Annotated in this window: 19 protein-coding genes; 9 read left to right on the forward strand and 10 right to left on the reverse strand. The window is 43.4% G+C overall.

Annotated features, from left to right (window positions below):
- Positions 1 to 179: 179 nt before the first annotated feature.
- The 4 genes from FNC98_RS01190 to FNC98_RS01205 all read right to left on the reverse strand — a co-directional run bounded on the left by FNC98_RS01190 (position 180) and on the right by FNC98_RS01205 (position 4626).
- On the reverse strand, positions 180 to 1535 hold the full coding sequence (locus FNC98_RS01190; RefSeq protein WP_143579548.1) for an aspartate aminotransferase family protein: 1356 nt from the start codon (positions 1533 to 1535) through the stop codon (positions 180 to 182).
- A 13-nt stretch (positions 1536 to 1548) separates the two neighbouring features.
- Positions 1549 to 2892, reverse strand: a complete 1344-nt coding sequence (locus tag FNC98_RS01195) for a glutamine synthetase family protein (RefSeq protein WP_143579549.1) — start codon at positions 2890 to 2892, stop codon at positions 1549 to 1551.
- A complete protein-coding gene (locus tag FNC98_RS01200) occupies positions 2885 to 3670 on the reverse strand; it encodes a gamma-glutamyl-gamma-aminobutyrate hydrolase family protein (protein ID WP_143579550.1) in 786 nt (261 codons plus the stop codon). Before FNC98_RS01200 ends, FNC98_RS01195 begins: the two co-directional genes overlap by 8 nt.
- 305 nt (positions 3671 to 3975) lie before the next feature.
- Complete coding sequence (locus tag FNC98_RS01205) at positions 3976 to 4626, reverse strand: TorF family putative porin (RefSeq protein WP_143579551.1); 651 nt, start codon at positions 4624 to 4626, stop codon at positions 3976 to 3978.
- Positions 4627 to 4925: 299 nt separating this feature from the next.
- On the opposite strand from FNC98_RS01205, the gene rpe reads away from it, so the two are divergent.
- Both rpe and trpS read left to right on the forward strand, forming a co-directional pair.
- Positions 4926 to 5603, forward strand: a complete 678-nt coding sequence (gene rpe / locus FNC98_RS01210) for a ribulose-phosphate 3-epimerase (protein WP_143579552.1) — start codon at positions 4926 to 4928, stop codon at positions 5601 to 5603.
- A gap of 45 nt (positions 5604 to 5648) precedes the next feature.
- Positions 5649 to 6653: a tryptophan--tRNA ligase gene (gene trpS / locus FNC98_RS01215; RefSeq protein ID WP_143579553.1), complete on the forward strand. Its 1005-nt coding sequence runs from the start codon at positions 5649 to 5651 to the stop codon at positions 6651 to 6653.
- A gap of 73 nt (positions 6654 to 6726) precedes the next feature.
- On the opposite strand, the gene FNC98_RS01220 is transcribed toward trpS, so the two are convergent.
- Entirely contained in the window at positions 6727 to 7707 is a 981-nt protein-coding gene (locus FNC98_RS01220; protein ID WP_143579554.1) for an FHA domain-containing protein, read from the reverse strand.
- Positions 7698 to 8951 (reverse strand): serine protease, encoded by a 1254-nt coding sequence (locus tag FNC98_RS01225; protein ID WP_143579555.1) that lies wholly within the window; start codon positions 8949 to 8951, stop codon positions 7698 to 7700. Before FNC98_RS01225 ends, FNC98_RS01220 begins: the two co-directional genes overlap by 10 nt.
- 338 nt (positions 8952 to 9289) lie before the next feature.
- Here FNC98_RS01225 and FNC98_RS01230 point away from each other — a divergent pair, with 338 nt between their 5' ends.
- The 3 genes from FNC98_RS01230 (at position 9290) to FNC98_RS01240 (ending at position 12347) form a co-directional block, all read left to right on the forward strand.
- Positions 9290 to 9688: a hypothetical protein gene (locus tag FNC98_RS01230; protein WP_143579556.1), complete on the forward strand. Its 399-nt coding sequence runs from the start codon at positions 9290 to 9292 to the stop codon at positions 9686 to 9688.
- A 353-nt stretch (positions 9689 to 10041) separates the two neighbouring features.
- Positions 10042 to 11859, forward strand: a complete 1818-nt coding sequence (locus FNC98_RS01235) for a S8 family serine peptidase (RefSeq protein WP_143579557.1) — start codon at positions 10042 to 10044, stop codon at positions 11857 to 11859.
- Between the two features lie 89 nt (positions 11860 to 11948).
- On the forward strand, positions 11949 to 12347 hold the full coding sequence (locus tag FNC98_RS01240; RefSeq protein ID WP_143579558.1) for an MmcQ/YjbR family DNA-binding protein: 399 nt from the start codon (positions 11949 to 11951) through the stop codon (positions 12345 to 12347).
- On the opposite strand, the gene FNC98_RS01245 is transcribed toward FNC98_RS01240, so the two are convergent.
- The gene (locus tag FNC98_RS01245; protein ID WP_143579559.1) at positions 12344 to 12541 is read right to left on the reverse strand and encodes a helix-turn-helix transcriptional regulator; all 198 of its coding nucleotides are present in this window, start codon (positions 12539 to 12541) and stop codon (positions 12344 to 12346) included. The two genes, FNC98_RS01240 and FNC98_RS01245, sit on opposite strands and share 4 nt — an antisense overlap.
- Positions 12538 to 12957, reverse strand: coding sequence for a hypothetical protein (locus FNC98_RS01250; RefSeq protein ID WP_143579560.1), 420 nt, complete (start codon positions 12955 to 12957; stop codon positions 12538 to 12540). The genes FNC98_RS01245 and FNC98_RS01250 overlap by 4 nt, the downstream gene beginning before the upstream one ends.
- Before the next feature lie 172 nt (positions 12958 to 13129).
- Here FNC98_RS01250 and FNC98_RS01255 point away from each other — a divergent pair, with 172 nt between their 5' ends.
- Positions 13130 to 14134 carry a Gfo/Idh/MocA family protein gene (locus tag FNC98_RS01255; protein ID WP_185968024.1) on the forward strand — a complete coding sequence of 335 codons (1005 nt, stop codon included), beginning with the start codon at positions 13130 to 13132 and terminating at the stop codon, positions 14132 to 14134.
- Between the two features lie 45 nt (positions 14135 to 14179).
- Here FNC98_RS01255 and FNC98_RS01260 read toward each other — a convergent pair whose 3' ends face one another.
- The gene (locus FNC98_RS01260; RefSeq protein ID WP_143579562.1) at positions 14180 to 14563 is read right to left on the reverse strand and encodes an Hsp20/alpha crystallin family protein; all 384 of its coding nucleotides are present in this window, start codon (positions 14561 to 14563) and stop codon (positions 14180 to 14182) included.
- A gap of 247 nt (positions 14564 to 14810) precedes the next feature.
- On the opposite strand from FNC98_RS01260, the gene FNC98_RS01265 reads away from it, so the two are divergent.
- On the forward strand, positions 14811 to 15485 hold the full coding sequence (locus FNC98_RS01265) for a type 1 glutamine amidotransferase domain-containing protein (RefSeq protein WP_143579563.1): 675 nt from the start codon (positions 14811 to 14813) through the stop codon (positions 15483 to 15485).
- Between the two features lie 141 nt (positions 15486 to 15626).
- Entirely contained in the window at positions 15627 to 15803 is a 177-nt protein-coding gene (locus FNC98_RS16750) for a hypothetical protein (protein WP_185968025.1), read from the forward strand.
- A gap of 8 nt (positions 15804 to 15811) precedes the next feature.
- Here FNC98_RS16750 and FNC98_RS01270 read toward each other — a convergent pair whose 3' ends face one another.
- Positions 15812 to 16753: a bifunctional precorrin-2 dehydrogenase/sirohydrochlorin ferrochelatase gene (locus tag FNC98_RS01270; protein ID WP_143579564.1), complete on the reverse strand. Its 942-nt coding sequence runs from the start codon at positions 16751 to 16753 to the stop codon at positions 15812 to 15814.
- Positions 16754 to 17213: 460 nt separating this feature from the next.
- Between FNC98_RS01270 and prmA the strand changes: the two genes are divergently transcribed.
- Positions 17214 to 18095, forward strand: coding sequence for a 50S ribosomal protein L11 methyltransferase (gene prmA / locus FNC98_RS01275; protein WP_143579565.1), 882 nt, complete (start codon positions 17214 to 17216; stop codon positions 18093 to 18095).
- The last annotated feature ends 174 nt before the right edge of the window (positions 18096 to 18269 follow it).

An 18269-nucleotide genomic window follows, 5' to 3' on the forward strand; every position in this document is an offset into this window, starting at 1 on the left:
GGGCAGTAAATGGGCCTCTTACTAACTCCCTACGGGTGAGTTTTAAAGGCGTTTGGACTACATTACTGATTTTGGCTGTTTTTGAGAGCGGAATAACCATTCTCTGCAATCAAAGCCTTGTCTAAAAGCCTTTAAATTCTCACTGAGTGAGCAATAATTTAATGTGATTGGTATTATATTTAACTTATACCATAAAATTTGGCGGTGTCATCCAGGGTTTTCTTCGCTTTGCTCATAAGCTCGTCAATTTCCTGTTTATTAATTACCAGAGGTGGAGAAATAATCATGGTGTCACCACAGGGACGCATTACCAGACCATTGGCAACGGCAAAATCCCTGCAGATGCCGCCGGCTTTGCAATCCACATCCAGGCGTTCATTGGTCGCTTTGTCTTTTACCAGCTCAATCGCTGCAACCATGCCCATGCCCCTGGCTTCGCCAACGATAGGGTGGCAAGCAAGTTCTTGCCAGCGCTGTTGTAAATAAGGCGAGATATCACTTTTTACCCGCTCAACAATCTTTTCCTGCTCAAGAATTTCAATATTCTTCAAAGCAACAGCGGCGGCAACTGGGTGGCCAGAGTAAGTAAAGCCGTGATTGAAATCACCGCCTTCTTCAATCAATACATCTGCTACTTTATCGGAAACAATAACACCACCGATCGGAAGGTAACCCGATGACATACCCTTGGCGATAGTGATCAAATCTGGTTTTAAATCGAAGTACTGGCTGGCAAACCACTCACCGGTACGGCCAAAGCCAGCAATAACTTCATCGAGAATAAACAGAATGTCATATTTGGCTAAGATTCTTTTGATTTCAGTCCAATAAGTTTTTGGAGGAATAATTACCCCACCGGCACCCTGGAAAGGTTCGGCAATAAATGCTGCTACATTCTCTTCACCGACTTCGAGAATCTTCGCTTCTAATGAACGCGCAGCCTTGATACCAAATTCATCTTCGCTCATGCCCTGGCCTTCGCCAAACCAGTATGGCTGATCGACATGAACGATACCTGGGATGGGTAGATCGCCTTGTTTGTGCATGTAGTCCATACCGCCCAGGCTTGCGCCGGCTACCGTGGAGCCATGATACGCATTTTCACGGCTGATAAAGGTCTTCTTATTTGGTTTACCTTTTAAATCCCAATAGCGTCTTACCATGCGGAAGTTGGTATCGTTGGCTTCGGACCCAGAACCAGTAAAAAATACCCGGTTCATATGTGAAGGCGCGAGCTCGGCAATTTTAGAAGCCAGCTTTGTAGTTGGTGTGGTCGTAGTCTGAAAGAACAGGTTGTAGTAAGGCAGTTCATTCATTTGCTGCATCGCAACTTGTGCCAGTTCTTCACGGCCATAGCCCAGGTTTACACACCATAGGCCGGCCATACCATCAAGAAATTTATTGCCGTCACTATCGTAAAAATAAACGCCTTTGGCGCGTTCGATAATGCGAGGACCTGATTTTGCCAGTGCTTTATTGTCACTAAATGGCTGCAGGTGGTGGGCGTTGTTTAATTGTTGTAATTCTGATTGCATTGTTATTCTCAACTTACACCGTATTTAGTAAGAACTGTCGTTCCCAGCTGGAAATGACATTTTTATAATTTTCATAATCGGTTTTGCGGGTTTGTGTAAAGCCCTGAACAAAACGTTCACCCATATATTCATTAATTTTGGCGCTATTGATCATGCGTGATAATGCCGCGTCAAAATTCAGTGGTAATTCATTTGAACGAGTCTTATTGCATTTGGTTAACGTCGGCTCTGATGGCTCAATCTCTTCAACCATACCCAGATAGCCACAAAGCAGGCTGGCGGCAATCGCCAGATAAGGGTTGGAATCAGCCCCTGGTAATCGGTTTTCGATTCGATGAGCCTGAATTGGCGCATCTGGTACGCGCAGGCCAACGGTACGGTTTTCGACGCCCCATTGCAGATTTACCGGCGCCGCAATACCAGCAACAAAGCGTTTGTATGAATTAACATTTGGTGCATATATTGCCATTACATCTGGCGTATAGGTTTGTAATCCACCGACATAGTAACGAAACAGATCTGTGTCTCCGTCCTCGGTAGCGAAAATATTTTTACCACTGGTAGCATCGACAATGCTTTGGTGGATATGCATCGCGCTTCCTGGTTGTCCACTGATAGGTTTGGCCATAAATGTCGCGGTGAAGCCATGCTTATTCGCCGCTTCTTTTACCATGCGCTTAAACACAAATACCTGATCTGCCATCATTAACGGATCGCCATGAATCAAGTTGAATTCAAACTGAGCTCGCCCTTCTTCATGAACAACGGCATCCAGTCGCAAATTCATTTGTTTCGCCCATTTATATACATCGTCAATAAACGGTGCGAATTCATCGGTTGCTTCCATACCAAAAGACTGGCGGCCGATTTCCTGATAACCTGAACGGCCTTTCGGCGGTTGCAATGGTTCATCCGGATTGGTGCATTTCGCGGTCAGATATAATTCCATTTCCGGGGCGATAATGGCTTGCCAGTTTTTATCCTGATAAAGCTTAAGTACCTTTTTCAGAACATTCCTTGGTACCAAATCAAATTCATGGCCAAGATGCGAGTAGCCATCGTGGATAATCATTGCCGTAGGCTTTTTCGCCCAGGGTAAGATGTAACAGCCGTTTTCAACCGGTTTTAGGATCATGTCCATGTCACGCTCATCGATAAGAGAAAACAATATATCGTCTTCGATAAGCTCGCCACTGCCGGCCATTAACATGGCGCCTTCCGCCAGTTTAACCTTAGCGCCGTCAATAAAGCTTGCTGCTGGTAGCGTTTTACCTCTTGCAACACCGGTCTGATCGCTGGTCAGACACTGTACTTCTTCAATGTTGTGGTCAATTAGCCACTGCTTAATGTTATCCATGGTTATTTTTTACCTGTTGTCGCTGTTGGCAAGCTTGTCCAAACGCAGAAAAAAGCTTGCGGCTGTAATTATTGTTATTAAATTGCCATTCCGGATGCCATTGCACCGCGATAGCAAAGCTTGTTGCATCTTTTACTGAAAACGCTTCAACCAGACCATCCGTTGCTACGGCTTCAATGTTTAATCCTGGTGCAAGTTGGTCAACTCCCTGGGTATGAAGCGAGTTTACTTCGATGTCTTCACTGTCAAATAAGCTATAAAGCTGACCGTCAGGGTTCAGGCGAACACTGTGGGCAAGATCATATTGTTGCTCTAATAGCTTTTCTTTGTCTTCCCGGTGTTCGATATATTGTCCGGTTTCATGCAATTTTTGATGCAGGCTACCGCCAAGGGCTACATTCATTTCCTGAAACCCTCTACAGATACCAAGAACGGGTACACCGGCCTCGATGGCCAAATTAATCAAAGGCAATGTGGTGCTATCGCGATCACCATCTAGCTTGGTTTCAGCATCTGCTGGCGAGCCATCATAGTGCACAGGATTAACCATTGAATAACCGCCGGTAAGGAGTATGCCGTCGAGCGTATGGATGAGTTGTTTTAAATGTTCGAGATTTCCCAAAGCCGGGATCAATACTGGTGTGCAGTTACTGCCTGCCACCAAAGCATGAATATATTTATGGCCGGCCACATGAAAAGGATGCGGGCCGATTATCTCCATATCACAAACAACGCCAACCAAAGGGGTGGATTGATGGGGATCGCCTGAATTTGTCATAAATTATCGATTTGGCCTTAAAGTGTTCGATTTATTACACACTAGCATAGTATTTCTACTAGAGTCGAGATGTTATGTTTAGAAAATAAAACAAAATTGCAGGTTTTTTTAAACATCACTGGTCTGATTTGATTATTTGAACAGACTGCGACAAATAGCATGAATATGCAGAGGAGTTGATAACAGAGGGAGTAATGTTGGTGCAGTTTGGATGCTCTTTGGATAGGTATAAACCAGGTGTAGTAAGAGAAAAGCCGACGACTGCATACAACTGCCGGCTTTCTTATTGGGAGAAGTATTGTTTATTAGAAAGATTTACCGATGCTGAATACTAAAGATTCATCACCTTCGCCAGCGAAAGTTTCCACATCTAGTTCATCAGAATTGGCAATTAAGGCGACGCCGAGATCTAAGCCCGCAACTTCGGTACCGTATCCGACTTCCACATAATCACCATCAAAATCCTTGCCCCAGGTACCATAGGTCGCATAAAAACCTTCATGCTCGACCGTTAGCGACAGGAAATCGTAATCAGATTCCGGGATACCCAGTCCAGCATCATCTTCGTGTGTACCAACGTTATATGTGGCTGAAAAGAATCCAAAACTAAAGCCCAGGTTAATTTCATTGTACGCAGAGTCGAAATCACCGGTGTACTGATAGCTGGTAACACCGGCGCTAAATCCTAAACCACCGTCGGTTTCAAAGCCATAACCACCATAAAAGTCGATTTCCAGGCCATCCTCAACGTCCGCCGCCCAGGTACCGACATAAAAGCCGCCATTCTCATAGTCCGCGCCGGCGCTTGCTGAGGCTGTCGATGTTTGCGCGATACCACGGAAGAAGTATTGCGAGACAACTCCGGCATTCGCGCTAAATTCCGCTGAAGCAGAAGTAGATACAGACATCATACATGCCGCTGATACAGCTAGCGCAGCTTTGCTCATTATTTTCATTTTTGTTCCTTAGATTTATTTAAAGTAAATTGTTGTTTTTTATTATTATTAACCAGAGGTTTCTTCTATGACTTCAACTATTGTGCCAATTCGAATAATTAATCTAATGTTGCTCTTCAGCCGTTGAACTATCAGGTGTTATAAAAATGTTAGCTCGAGGTTAAGGCACAATGCTGTCCGGTTAACCAACCAATATTGCACTATTTTTGAGCGCTATTTTCTTTGTTGGTGCAAAGCGTTTTTCTTTAAATTGTGGGCGTATTTGGGTAAAGTAGCGCTTGAATTTACAGGGGGTGAAAATGCCAGGTTATTTAATTGCTCCGTCCATATTGTCGGCAGATTTTGCCAGACTTGGTGACGATGTTGCGAAAGTTCTGGATGCTGGTGCTGATGTTATTCATTTTGATGTGATGGACAATCACTTCGTTCCGAATCTGACAGTAGGCCCAATGGTATGTAAATCTCTCAGAGATTATGGGATCAGCGCGCCTATCGATGTACACCTGATGATTGAGCCGGTTGACGCATTAATTGCGCCGTTCGCTAAAGCCGGTGCCAATATCATTACCTTTCACCCTGAAGCCAGTAGCGATGTCGCGGCAACACTGGCGTTAATTAAGGATAATGGTTGTAAAGCCGGGTTAGTATTAAACCCCGAAACGCCATTGGACGTCGCGTTACCTTATTTACAGGAACTCGATGTTCTGCTGCTAATGTCAGTAAACCCAGGATTTGGTGGCCAGTCTTTTATTCCCCAGACATTAGCAAAGATTAAACAAGCCAGGGCGTTATTTGATGAAAACGGATTGTCGACACGGCTAGAAGTTGATGGTGGCATCAACCTCGACAATATTGCTGACGTCGCAGCGGCGGGTGCAGATATGTTTGTCGCCGGTTCGGCAATATTTGCCAGTGATGATTATCGCGCCACAATTACTGAGATGCGCTCACGACTGGCACAACGAGATACAATTTAAATCGAGATGAAACGGCACTAGCAAGTGCTGATATAAAGGAAAATTATGTCAAAACCTGTTGTTTTAAGTGGCTGTCAGCCATCAGGTGAATTAACCATTGGTAACTATCTTGGTGCATTGCGTCAATGGGTAGCGATGCAGGACGATCATCAATGTTTTTATTCGTTGGTTGATTTGCACGCGATTACCGTACGCCAGGACCCGCAGGCATTACGCAATGCCTGTCTTGATGGTCTGGCTTTGTACCTTGCCTGTGGTGTTGATCATAATAAGAGCACCATTTTTGTTCAGTCGCATGTACCAGAGCACTCGCAATTAGCATGGGTACTAAATTGTTACACGCAAATGGGTGAGCTTAATCGCATGACCCAATACAAAGACAAGTCACAAAAATCGGAAGCGAATATGAATGCTGGCTTGTTTACTTATCCGGTATTGATGGCCGCGGATATTCTTTTGTATCAGGCCGAGCGTGTACCAGTAGGCGACGACCAGAAGCAACATTTAGAATTAGCTCGCGATATTGCCAATCGTTTTAATAATATTTATGGCGACACATTCACGGTACCAGATCCTTATATTCCAGAATTTGGTGCCCGCGTAATGAGCCTGCAGGAACCGACTAAAAAAATGTCGAAGTCGGACACTAACCCAGGCAACTTTATCGGCTTGCTCGAAGATCCAAAGAAAATTACTAAGAAGATTAAACGTGCGGTAACCGATTCTGACGAACAGGCACGCATTTACTTTGATGTTCAGGAAAAGCCGGGTGTATCTAACCTACTATCTTTGCTTTCCTGCGCTACCGGCAAGACTGTTGAACAGCTAGTGCCTGAATACGAAGATAAAATGTATGGTCATTTGAAAGGTGATGTGGCAGAAGCTGTTGTTGCCATGTTGACGCCGATTCAGGAAAAGTTCCATCAATATCGTCAGGACCAGGCATTCCTTGATGAAGTGATGAAAACTGGCGCTGAAAAAGCCTCTGCACAGGCATCAAGTGTGCTAAGTAAGGTATATGACGCGGTAGGCTTTATCGCTCGTCCATAATACTTTGCCTCGATATACAAAAAAGCGCGGTTAATACCGCGCTTTTTTAATCTCTGAAAGTGACAGTGAATCGTTACTCATCTTCAGCTTTTTTCTTTGCTGCTTTTTTAGTATCACTGAATAATGCATCACTGTTATCTACAAATTCTTCACTGGTTTCGCCTGAAACCAACAAGAAGCCAGGCGTCATAATCTGTGCGTTATATTCCGGGAAAGGATTAAACTCTGGCTCATTGCCAGCATTAAATAACAATACCGCCCCGTAGATTAGCGCTGTCAGGCCACCGGCAAACTTGAGTCGACGCTGCGGTTTTTGATGCAGAGCAATATAAAAGTTAAACCAGAAAAGAGTGAAGGTGATAATCACCGCCAGAATAAAAAACAGCCACTCCAGCGAGAATGCGCTTGAAGTATTAAACCCAAGCAGTGCCTCGAGGATATCGGAAACCCAGAACAGACTGATGATCACAAAGGTTACCCCAATCTGACTGCGAAGCCTTGCTTCATGTTTATTGATAAAGGCAATAAATCCGCAAATTAGCGGCCATATTAATACCACCAGACTGGTAATCAACGAATCGCTAAACAATTTCGAGTAGGATATTTCTCTGACATCTACACTCATGTAATTAAAAAATAAAGTTACTAAGGTATGCAGAGCAATTAATCCGATAATCACCCACCACTGACCGCTAAATTCAACGAAGTGCTCCATGGATGAGAACTTAACACTGTCGGCAACCGGATGATCCGGTGAGAGGAATTTTAATTGGCTTTTGCCAACTCTAATCACATCACCAGAATGCAGCTTTTGCTCGGCTTGCATTGGCTTACCTGAGCCATTAACACTGCCATTGAGAGTTTGTAAATCACGTACGTACCATTGCTGTTCATCGTTGTCATAACGCAATTGCAGATGTTCGGCGCAAACATGAGGATCAGAGAGAATTAAATCGTTTTGATAACCGCGACCAATTTGTAGCGATTGTCCTTGATACTTATGGCGACCAATCAGCTTATTACCGCGACTGATTTCTTCGATGATTAGTTCCATTGGCTAGCCTCCATAAAACGCTTGGTGAAGGATTGTGCCAATGTCTGGTTAACGCCGGCTAATGTGAAATGGCTAACGAGTGCCTGATTGCCTTTATCAACGGAACCAGCAAGGAACATTATATCGAATAGCCCCTGATACTTTTTATAAGCACGAACGCACATGATGGTTTTATTGGTCATGGTATTTTCATTGGTGCGGGTAATGTCATGCTGGCACTCAAACTCAGTGACATCCTCTTTGCCCGCTTGGTTATCGGCGGCGGCTTGAGTAATCGAAGATTTGTAATTTTGATAAAAACGCCAGCTGCTGATGTCATCGCCTTCAAAGAAGTGGAACTCCATAGATACTTTGCCGGTGCTGAAGCTATCGGAGATATATACACTTTCTTCCATCTGACATTGGGTTATCGCCTGGAATAGCAAGTCATCAGGGCGGTCCGCATTAGAATTACCCCAACAACGAATAAAATCGACTCCGGTTTCTGGGATCCGGGCTTTGGCAAATGACTTGCTTGTCCATGGGGAGCCCAGAATCGTATTGATTAACTTATCCTGATTATCTTCCAGTTGTTCGGTAATTTGTTGATTAATGCTTTTCTCTACCTGCACGTCAAAGTCATTTATCAGTTGTGCAAGCTTGTCATGGGGGATCAGAAACCCTATCTGGTTGCCCGATGTGGCAACGTTAATGCCAACTACATCCCCATAAGCATTGACCACAGGGCCACCGCTCATACCAGGATTTACTGAGCCGGTGAAATGAATACGATCATTGAACGCTTCTTTTTTAAGTCCGTTATAAGTGCCAGGGACGACAATCATGCCCAGATCGTGGGGATTCCCCAGGGAATAAAGCTGTTCTCCTTTTTTAGGTGTCTGTTCAGAGACAATAAAATGCAGCGGCTGTGGGTTTTCTTCATGCAGGACAATGGCAAGATCATTGATAACATCGACGGTTTGCAGGCTTAACTGGCCAGTTTTGCCCTCATGGTCCTCATATTCGATGATGTATTTTTCCGGATGCTGAGCGTAGCCGGAGATAACATGGTAGTTGGTGGCAATATAACCATTCTCACCAATTTGAAAACCACTTCCAATTCCCGATTTTTCGCCCGTTGCTTTATCGATGATTCTTATCTGATATAAAGCAGGGGCCATGTCGGCGAAAATCTGTTCAGCATTTTCATTTGCGATACTAAACATACTGCTTAGAGACAGCAGTAGCAGAACGACAACTCGCATTCTTCTTCCTTCATAATGTTTTAAGGTATTGTGCCATTAATATTCAGACCTGCAAAGTTGATAATTTCTGGCATCTAAATGATTAATTTTACGGCAAATTGAATTTTTTCGAGGTTTGTGTGTCTACAAGCATAGGAGGGGATAGTTGCGCATTCAATTCTATAAGTAACCTGTTGAAAATTTACGAAATATTTACTAAATATCAAAAATTTTTTATTCACAAATGAAAAATATGGTGTAATATTTTGTTTCTTTTTTACGCGCACTATTGTAATTTTGTACAAATATAACGCTCGTCAAAGCCCCCTTTGATAAAAATAAATGCTGTTGGAGTATGCATGAAATATACCCTGAGTTTTGGTTATATTAATATCATTAGTGACAATATCGCAGAAGTCCTGGTGGACGAAGGCGTGGTTATGACGTTGGAAATGTGCGAAGAATATGACGAATTTTTGCTTAGTCATTTTCATGGGCCTTTTGCGGTGTTAGTAAATCGTATCCATAACTACACCATGACCTATGAAACTCGCTTGCACATTGCTTCTCATGAAGATTTGGTAGCCATTGGTGTCGTTTCTTACACCAAACAAGATTCTGAAGATGTAGCAAAGCTCGTTGATTTGCGTAAGGTTGATAAGCTGAATTTACGTGAATTTCATGGTCTTGATATGGGCCGTGGTAAAGCTATTGTTTGGCTTGAACGCGAACTTTCTACGGTTAATGCCGATACCTGATTCAACTGTTTGAAAACAACAATCGCTGATTACAATGAAGATGTTAATCAGCGATTATATTCTCCTAAATCATCATTTCACTACTTTCAGCTAAAACATCTTTTTAGTCTTTGTGCTCTAAATTAAATTTTTACCAATTTGGCGTTTTTCACTTCCCTGCATTCCTTGTCAGCTTTGCCTTATTCAATTTTTATAGGCTTTTTTAAGAAGTGATAACGTATTGTTTTAATTCATTTTATTGGGTTTTCTGTTTTTTTTGAGCTAAGGTGAGTCTACTTTGACATGAATAGGCTGTTTTCAAAGTTAGCCCCCAAAAAACTAATGACAATGAAACAATATAAGGAACAGTCGTCATGTTGAAAAAATTTACGATGTCAGCAATTGGCCTTTCTGTATTAACCGCGATGAGCACCATGGCACATGCCGAGCGCGTAATCATTCAGGTTGATAACCCAAATAAAGGCGTAGTTAAGGCGCTTACCAAGCAACTTGGTGGTGACATTAAAGTCGATGGCAAAAATTTTATCGCTGCAGATTTTGCAGGTAAAGACCTGTCTGAAATTAAGGGATTACTTAATAATCCTCATATCAAATTGGTAGAAGCGGATCAAAAGCGGAAGCTTTTCGCGGCTTTCAATGATGATGCCGGTAATCCGGAAACACAGCAGTTAACCCCTTATGCCGTTTATCAGTCACAGGCTGATCAGGTATCTTTTAACCCTTCTTCGGGTGTAAAGGTATGTGTTATCGATTCAGGTCTTGATATCAATAACAACGATTTCAATTGGGCAGATATCACCGGTGACAATGACCCGGGTACTGGTAACTGGTTTGATGCTGGTACTGCTCACGGTACTCATGTTGCCGGGACCGTAGGTGCAGCTGATAATAACTTCGGTGTTGTCGGTATGGCCCCTGGAGTACCCATGCACATTATTCGTGTATTCAATGCCGATGGCTGGGGCTATTCATCAGATTTAGCCCATGCAACTGACCTTTGTGCACAGGCCGGCGCTAACATTATCAATATGAGTCTCGGTGGTGGCGGTACCAGTACTGCAGAATCGAACGCCTTTGAAAATTTTGTCGCTAATGGTGGCTTAGTGGTTGCCGCTGCGGGAAACGATGGTAATGCCGTTCGCTCATATCCTGCCGGTTATACCTCGGTAATGATGATTGGTGCTAACGATGCCGATAATAATATTGCCGATTTTTCTCAGTTCCCAAGCTGTGAAACCGGTCGCGGTAAAAACATTCGTACCGATGAAACTATCTGTGTCGAGGTAACCGCTGGTGGTGTAGATACCTTATCAACTTACCCTGCAGGTACTGCAGCTGCGAGCACTGTGTCTCTGGATGGCAGTAGTTACGCATCTTCCGGTATGGAAAATTTTGGTAGTGCTTCTGGTGCAACCTATTTTATGGGGACTGCAGAAGCGGTTGACGCTGGTGCAGACGGTAAAGTCTGTTTGATTGATCGCGGAAACATCAGTTTCCACGATAAAACTAAAAACTGTGAGGATTCAGGTGGTGTAGGTGCCATTATTATCAACAACGAACCAGGCATGCTTTACGGTACGTTAGGTGAAGCTAATACCACAACCATTCCTGTAGTAGGAACCGCATTAGAAGACCGCGCAGCTATTTTAGCTGGGGTGAATGCGGATGTTGATATATTTGCTACTGATTATGGTTATATGAGCGGTACGTCAATGGCAACTCCTGCCGTTGCTGGTTTAGCTGCATTAGTATGGTCTAACTACCCAGAATGTACCGGTGAGGACATTCGTGCGGCAATCAAAGCCACAGCAGAAGATTCTGGCGCAGCCGGTAATGATGTTTACTTCGGCTACGGTATTGTTAAAGCCAAAGCGGCTTACGATTATCTTGCGGCAAATGCTTGTGGAGATACTGGTGGTCCTGGCGGCGGTGACATTTCATTAAGTGCTAACGGTTACAAGAGCCGCGGTCTTCCGATTGTTGATTTGACCTGGCAGGGCACTAGCGCTACAAATGTTGATGTATACCGTAACGGTTCAGTAATCTTCAGTGGTGCTGATACTGGTGCGTATACTGATAACATCGGTGTTAAAGGTAGTGCAACATACACCTATAAGGTGTGTGAGCAAGGTACTTCAACCTGTTCTTCGGACGTAAATGTAGTTTTCTAAGAAAATCTCTTAGAATTTAACAAAATAATAAAGGAGCTTCGGCTCCTTTGTTTTTGCTTAAACCATGCAAATTATCTCAGAGAATTCAGATGACAGAGCACATTCGCAAATACCTGCTTAGCAATCCATTTACCGAAATGCAGTATCCGTTTGGAGAGGGGATCGAAGTATACAAAGTGAAAGGAAAAATGTTTGCCACATTGTCGCTTGGAAAAATGGGTATAGGTGGGGAAGGTGACAATGCGTTTTGGTGGATGAATTTAAAATGTGATCCCGATGAAGCTGTTATGCTCAGAGATATTTTTAAGTCGGTTATTCCTGGGTATCATATGAACAAGCGCCTTTGGAATACCGTTATACTTGATGGCTCGGTCCCTAACGGAGAGATAGAAAGGATGATCGATAACTCGTTTAATCTGGTTGTTCAAAGCTTAAAGAAAGTGGACCGACAGGCGGTCCAGGTTCATCTCGATGAAAACACACTCTAATCGGTCTCATCTTCGAAGATTTCTTCAATTTTCAGGCTGAATAAGCGCGCAGTTTTAAAAGCTAATGGCAAACTGGGATCAAACTTACCTTTTTCAATAGCATTAATGGTCTGCCTGGAAACATCAAGATAATTGGCAAGATCTGCCTGAGTCCAGTTGCGCTCAGCTCTTAATACTTTTAATTTATTTTTCATGACAAGCGTTTCAGTCCAATAAAAAGTGAAACCATGTAAGTCAGTGCCATCAAAATCATTAAATGGGAAATTTCCGCGTCTGAGGCAATGACATTGGCAATATCCAGATTCGAATACGCAAATCCTAACACCATACCAATTCCCAACGTAAGTCCCATAGATTGCAACTGAACCTTTTGCTGCATTTCATCCAGCCCTTTCAGGTGAATAACATTGGCGTAAATCATGCCAAAACCGATCAACACATTTAATACAATGGCCAGAATGCTGTATAGATCGTTATCTTGCCAAATCAATTGTGGACCAAGGGTTGCCAGTGCCATCGATAATACCCAGGCGAATGTCCATATCGCCAGATTCCGGGTGTTCTTTTTATTCTGATTTTGCCAGTCAGATGATCGTGTCGCTGCGTTCATATGTCTATCTCCTTTGTCAAAAAGTAAAATACGCTTGACATAATTTATCGAACATTTGTTTTCATGTGTCAAGTGTGTTTTACATTATGTCTTGTTGGTTTGATATTTGTTGAGGTCAGGAGTGTGCTAGTCTAGTAGCCAGATGAAAGTGATTAACAAGGTGAAACCCTTAGTGAAAGATCAACAGAAACTGAAGTGGGGGGTGTTAAGCAGCGCCAAAATAGGCCGCGAAAAAGTCATCCCAGCATTAAAAATATCGGCATTCGTCGATGATATCGTTATGGCTTCCAGAAACCCGGAGCGTGCTGAAAAATGGGCCAAAGCTCTCGATATAAGTGCTTGTCAGGGCGACTATCAGACTTTATTAAACGACCCGGATATTGATGTCATATACAACCCATTGCCGAATCACCTTCATGTTCCGATGAGTATTGCAGCTCTTAAATCCGGTAAGCATGTTTTATGTGAAAAGCCAATTGCGTTAGATAGTGCGCAACTGCGTGAGCTTGTCAATGAAGCGGACAAACACCCTCACTTGGCGATAATGGAAGCCTTTATGTATCGTCACCACCCGAGATGGCAACGAATTAAAGATTTGATGAAAATCCGAAACCTTGGTGCGATCGGATACATTCATGTGACCTTCACCTATTTCAATCGCGATGCCGATAACGTTCGCAATAAAGCCGATATTGGTGGTGGTGCCTTGTATGATATTGGTTGTTATTGTCTTGCGGTTTCGCGATTGTTACTAGAGCGTGAACCCAAGCGGGTGATCGCTAATCAGGTTTTTGATGAACAGTTTAAAACCGACAAAATGACGAGCGGTCAATTAGATTTTGGCGAAGTGCAGGCGAGCTTCAATTGTTCGACGCAACTGGCTGCGGGTCAGTATTTGGAAATTCAATGTGAAAGAGGCCGAATTCGCGTTGATGAGCCGTTTGCTCTTGATACTGCAGATACCCAGATCCTGTTATTTGAATCCGGTAAGGTAAACCCTGAAATAATCCCTGTCGCATACAATGATCATTATCTAAGTCAGATTGAAGATTTTTCAAAAGCTATTTTATCGAAAACGGCACCACCATACGGACTAGACGATGCACAAATTATTATAGGGTTGATTGAAGCCGTGCAACAAAGCCATCAAAAACAAGGTTGGCAAGCAATTGACTAATCTTAGCTGGCGAATTTAATTTGTCGGGAAATACTGTGTTGGTGTTTAACGCTTGGCCAAAATAAGTATTAATACCCCGTTTTGAAAATGGCGATGCACCAGTTTACTGCTTACTTTATGAGCAAATTCTATTTTATGTTCGATGGTCCGGTGACTTAATTTATCACTGGATCGCATCGCTGAATGCAGGTGAGGTTTGTTTTTAGCGGTTAATTGATGGGGTGTGATGCTCGTCGATAGTAGCATCGTCTTTTCATGAATCTGGACGCGAATGTTATCCCGTACCGACCCCGGAAACTTTGCAATGACTTTGTAATGGTCGGTGAACTCTTCGGTTTTTATCTGAGTCTGGATCTGACTGGAAATAGATGCCAACTCTGGCATAGCGGCGCGCCAATCCCATAAATCACCGCTATTTGAAGATGTCATAGTTGCTCCTTGTTTTTGTTGTCTACGTCCGGTTTGTGCCTATTCAACGGAAAAATCTTCTGGCTGATATTTGTTAATTTAGCAGAGATTCAGGTTTTTACCTGTACCCACCAGGTTAAATTGAAATCTTTTTCCTATCTTTGGGTTTTAGAGAGATGAACAAGTGATCTGATCTGTGGGTTGAATCGAATAATCCCTTAAATCAGCAACTATACTTGCAGCCAGCAGTTTGGAAAGAGATGACAAGATGATTAAGATACTCGTTGTGGTTACCAACCATGGAACTTTAGGTACAACAGACGAAGCCAATGGTACCTATGCACCGGAACTCACCCATGCCCTTGAAAAGTTTTTTGCCGCCGGTTTCGGTTTTGACATTGCCTCAATTCACGGCGGAGCCGCGCCGATATACGGCGAAGACACCGAAGGTGATGCGATAAACGCGATGATTCTGGCGCGCGAAGATGTCAAAACCAAATTGCAAAACACCCTGCCGGTTGATGATATCCAGCTCGAAAACTACGCTGCTATATTTTTCCCTGGCGGCTTTGGTTTGCTTTCCGATCTCGCTGAGCACAAAGGCGTAGCAGCGAAAACCGCCTCTTTTTACGAAAGCGGTGGTTTGATTGGCGCGGTTTGTCACGGTCCTGCAGCGCTATTGCCTGTTACCTTATCCAATGGACAGCCGTTATTGGAAAAACACGTTGTTTCAGGATTTACTCGCGAAGAAGAAGTGGAATTTGGCACCATCGATAAAATTCCGTTTCTGTTGGAAGAAGCATTGACCCGAACCTCCAGAAAGTATGTAAAACGAAGCCCCTGGACGGAAAATGTGATCGTCGATGACCAGTTAATTACTGGGCAAAATCCAGCATCTGCAGGCGGCGTTGGCGAAGCCATCGTGAACTATTTACTCAAATAAACTCTGCGCCGCCGCTGTCGCTGTTTATAATTAAAGGTGACGGTTGGCGCCAATCTCATACCAATCACATTAAATTCTCACTGAGTGAGCGACAAGGTAATGTGATTGGTATAACGCCAGGGTTCTCGATAGGAGGTACGTATGGCTGTCGAACATGATCTCATTGAACAACTAATTGCAGAACACCTGCAACTGACTAAAAGGGCTGAACAGGCAATGTTAAACGGCCATCCACAGGAATGTGAGAATTGCCTTAATCAGGCCGAACAAGTTTGGCAGTATCTTGAAGCCGCTGAGATTGAACAGGGCCACAGCTAATACCATAGTTAGAAAGAGCCACTTGCATACACATTTGAGCACTGGCGTTTTAACTCATCGATGGTATCGCTTCTGGTGGCAATAACCACAACCCGTTGTCCGGCTTGAACTGCTTCGGTCATTTCTTTGAGCGCAAACACTGGCGCTTTCTCGCTGTCTCGTCTTGCAAACTCGTAAAAGCGTTGATTCAATCCAGACTCCAGGAAAACAATGTCAGCGATTTGCATCGCTTGATAAGCAGCCAGGGTTAATAAATCTGGATTATTATCGTTGGCGATCACCAGAGACAGAGTTCCCTTGTCATCGTTTGGATTTTGCTTAAAGGTTGTTAAGCGTTCTACAAATGCTTGTTCAGCTTTATCTGCTTCATCATCCATAACCATTTGCGCTATCGTTCCAGTCAGTACTTCCTGCCAAAATGCTTTGCGTGTCGCGAAATCATCAATAGTTGCCTGGACTTCTTTTCGGTGCAAACCACAAAAATCGGCAAGTTTACCGTACTGAGCAGGCAGTACTTGTTCAATCTGAGTTTTTAACATTTGCAGTAAAATTGGCGCGCTGCCGGAGCTGGATAAAGCAATTAACATCGGATCTCTGTCGATGATAGCTGGGGTGATATAAGTGCACAGCTCGGGAGAATCAACGACATTCACCAACATGTTAAGGGCACCGGCATCTTCACTGATTTTCGCGTTAACCGCTTCATCACTGGTCGCGGCTATCACCATATGAGCATCTTTAAGCAAGGCGGCCTCATAAATACTCTGCTGCCAGTTAATACCATGCCGTTCTATTAAGGTAGCAACCGTGTTGTTAATCTCAGGCGAGATAATGGTTATTTTCGCTGGCGTTTTACTTACCAGTTCAATTTTACGAGCGGCGACACTGCCACCTCCGACAACGATCACCGAGAGTTTTTCAGCATCTAAAAAGACTGGGAAATATTGCATACCTGATATTTGAAATTCCTGACAAAGATGACCTTATCTTCGCAGATTTTATCGGCAATACCTATAACCATTTCTTCTAACTAACAATGACACTTATACCAATCCCATTAAATTATTGCTCACTCAGTGAGAATTTAAAGGCTTTTAGACAAGGCTTTGATTGCAGAGAATGGTTATTCCATTTTCAAAATTAGCCAAAATCAGTAACGCAGGATAAATGCCTTTAAAACTCACCCGAAGGGAGTTAGTGAGAGGCCCATTTACTGCCCTATATTTCATTAATATAGAATGACTATATCAATAAAATCTATGTTGTAACTGAACCTCGGCCCTAACTATGAGTTGTGCACAAACTTAGTGGGATTGGTATTAAATATCGAAATTATCGACAAAGCAGTTAATAAGCGCCGAGGGAGCGTGATAAACTTATGGAGTACTTTCTCTCTACTGGCGAGTAATAATGCCCTGGATTCAATTGCGACTGGCAGCAAATGAAGAAACTGCCGAAAAATATTCTGATTGGCTTTCCGCTTGTGGCGCACAGGCGGTAACGTTTTTTGATGCCAAAGACACTCCTATTTATGAACCACTACCCGGTGATGAAGTCACCTACTGGGCGAATACCGTGGTAATGGGTTTATATGATGCCAGTCATGATATGGATAAAGTCATCTCCTATCTAAAATCCATTCATCCTGACAAGCAGGATATGCAATATAAGCTTGAGCAACTGGAAGACAAAGACTGGGAACGCGAATGGATGGATAATTTCCATCCGATGAAATTCGGACAACGTTTATGGATTTGTCCGAGCTGGCGTGAAGTACCAGAGCCAGATGCCGTTAACGTCATGTTAGATCCGGGCCTTGCATTTGGTACCGGTACTCATCCAACTACCGCCTTGTGCCTTACCTGGCTCGATGGTCTGGATTTAACCGGTAAAACGGTTGTTGATTTTGGCTGTGGCTCAGGAATATTGTCGCTAGCGGCATTAAAACTTGGCGCTGAGCGCGTTATTGGTATTGATATCGACCCGCAAGCATTGCAGGCTAGCAAAGCAAATGCCGAACGAAACGGCGTTGCTGACCGTTTATCCTTATACCTTCCTGATGACCAACCTGAATTTAAAGCCGATGTTGTTGTTGCCAATATTCTTGCTGGGCCATTAAAAGAATTGGCTTCGATAATCACCGACTATGTAAAACCTGGTGGCTTGCTGGCGCTATCTGGCATTTTAGAAGAGCAGGGCGATGCTTTGCTTGAGGTTTACGGCCAATATTGCGAGATGAACCCAATGACAGTGAAAGAAGAGTGGATTCGCCTCGATGGTATTCGTCGTTAACGGAATACGTAATATTGTTACAACAAATTGATAATCATTAATTTGTTGTATTTTTGTGCAAATTTATAGGGTTACGACAGCTCTCGCTGTACATCCCGACAGCGCTGACATGTTTGCCAGAATGTCAACCAAAAAAAGTACAAAAAAATACCCTTTCGTACATTTTATAGGCTT

Source organism: Thalassotalea sp. PS06 (assembly GCF_007197775.1).
Lineage (GTDB): Bacteria > Pseudomonadota > Gammaproteobacteria > Enterobacterales > Alteromonadaceae > Thalassotalea_A.

Excerpts from the sequence above, each read along its gene's own strand:
- FNC98_RS01225 (WP_143579555.1), bottom strand. The coding sequence starts at position 8,951 with ATGCGAGTTGTCGTTCTGCTACTGCTGTCTCTAAGCAGTATGTTTAGT.
- FNC98_RS01240 (WP_143579558.1), top strand. The coding sequence starts at position 11,949 with ATGACAGAGCACATTCGCAAATACCTGCTTAGCAATCCATTTACCGAA.
- FNC98_RS01270 (WP_143579564.1), bottom strand. The coding sequence starts at position 16,753 with ATGCAATATTTCCCAGTCTTTTTAGATGCTGAAAAACTCTCGGTGATC.
- FNC98_RS01250 (WP_143579560.1), bottom strand. The coding sequence starts at position 12,957 with ATGAACGCAGCGACACGATCATCTGACTGGCAAAATCAGAATAAAAAG.
- FNC98_RS01205 (WP_143579551.1), bottom strand. The coding sequence starts at position 4,626 with ATGAAAATAATGAGCAAAGCTGCGCTAGCTGTATCAGCGGCATGTATG.
- FNC98_RS01220 (WP_143579554.1), bottom strand. The coding sequence starts at position 7,707 with ATGGAACTAATCATCGAAGAAATCAGTCGCGGTAATAAGCTGATTGGT.
- FNC98_RS01245 (WP_143579559.1), bottom strand. The coding sequence starts at position 12,541 with ATGAAAAATAAATTAAAAGTATTAAGAGCTGAGCGCAACTGGACTCAG.
- trpS (WP_143579553.1), top strand. The coding sequence starts at position 5,649 with ATGTCAAAACCTGTTGTTTTAAGTGGCTGTCAGCCATCAGGTGAATTA.
- FNC98_RS01265 (WP_143579563.1), top strand. The coding sequence starts at position 14,811 with ATGATTAAGATACTCGTTGTGGTTACCAACCATGGAACTTTAGGTACA.
- FNC98_RS01235 (WP_143579557.1), top strand. The coding sequence starts at position 10,042 with ATGTTGAAAAAATTTACGATGTCAGCAATTGGCCTTTCTGTATTAACC.
- FNC98_RS01195 (WP_143579549.1), bottom strand. The coding sequence starts at position 2,892 with ATGGATAACATTAAGCAGTGGCTAATTGACCACAACATTGAAGAAGTA.
- FNC98_RS16750 (WP_185968025.1), top strand. The coding sequence starts at position 15,627 with ATGGCTGTCGAACATGATCTCATTGAACAACTAATTGCAGAACACCTG.
- FNC98_RS01200 (WP_143579550.1), bottom strand. The coding sequence starts at position 3,670 with ATGACAAATTCAGGCGATCCCCATCAATCCACCCCTTTGGTTGGCGTT.
- prmA (WP_143579565.1), top strand. The coding sequence starts at position 17,214 with ATGCCCTGGATTCAATTGCGACTGGCAGCAAATGAAGAAACTGCCGAA.
- rpe (WP_143579552.1), top strand. The coding sequence starts at position 4,926 with ATGCCAGGTTATTTAATTGCTCCGTCCATATTGTCGGCAGATTTTGCC.
- FNC98_RS01260 (WP_143579562.1), bottom strand. The coding sequence starts at position 14,563 with ATGACATCTTCAAATAGCGGTGATTTATGGGATTGGCGCGCCGCTATG.
- FNC98_RS01190 (WP_143579548.1), bottom strand. The coding sequence starts at position 1,535 with ATGCAATCAGAATTACAACAATTAAACAACGCCCACCACCTGCAGCCA.
- FNC98_RS01230 (WP_143579556.1), top strand. The coding sequence starts at position 9,290 with ATGAAATATACCCTGAGTTTTGGTTATATTAATATCATTAGTGACAAT.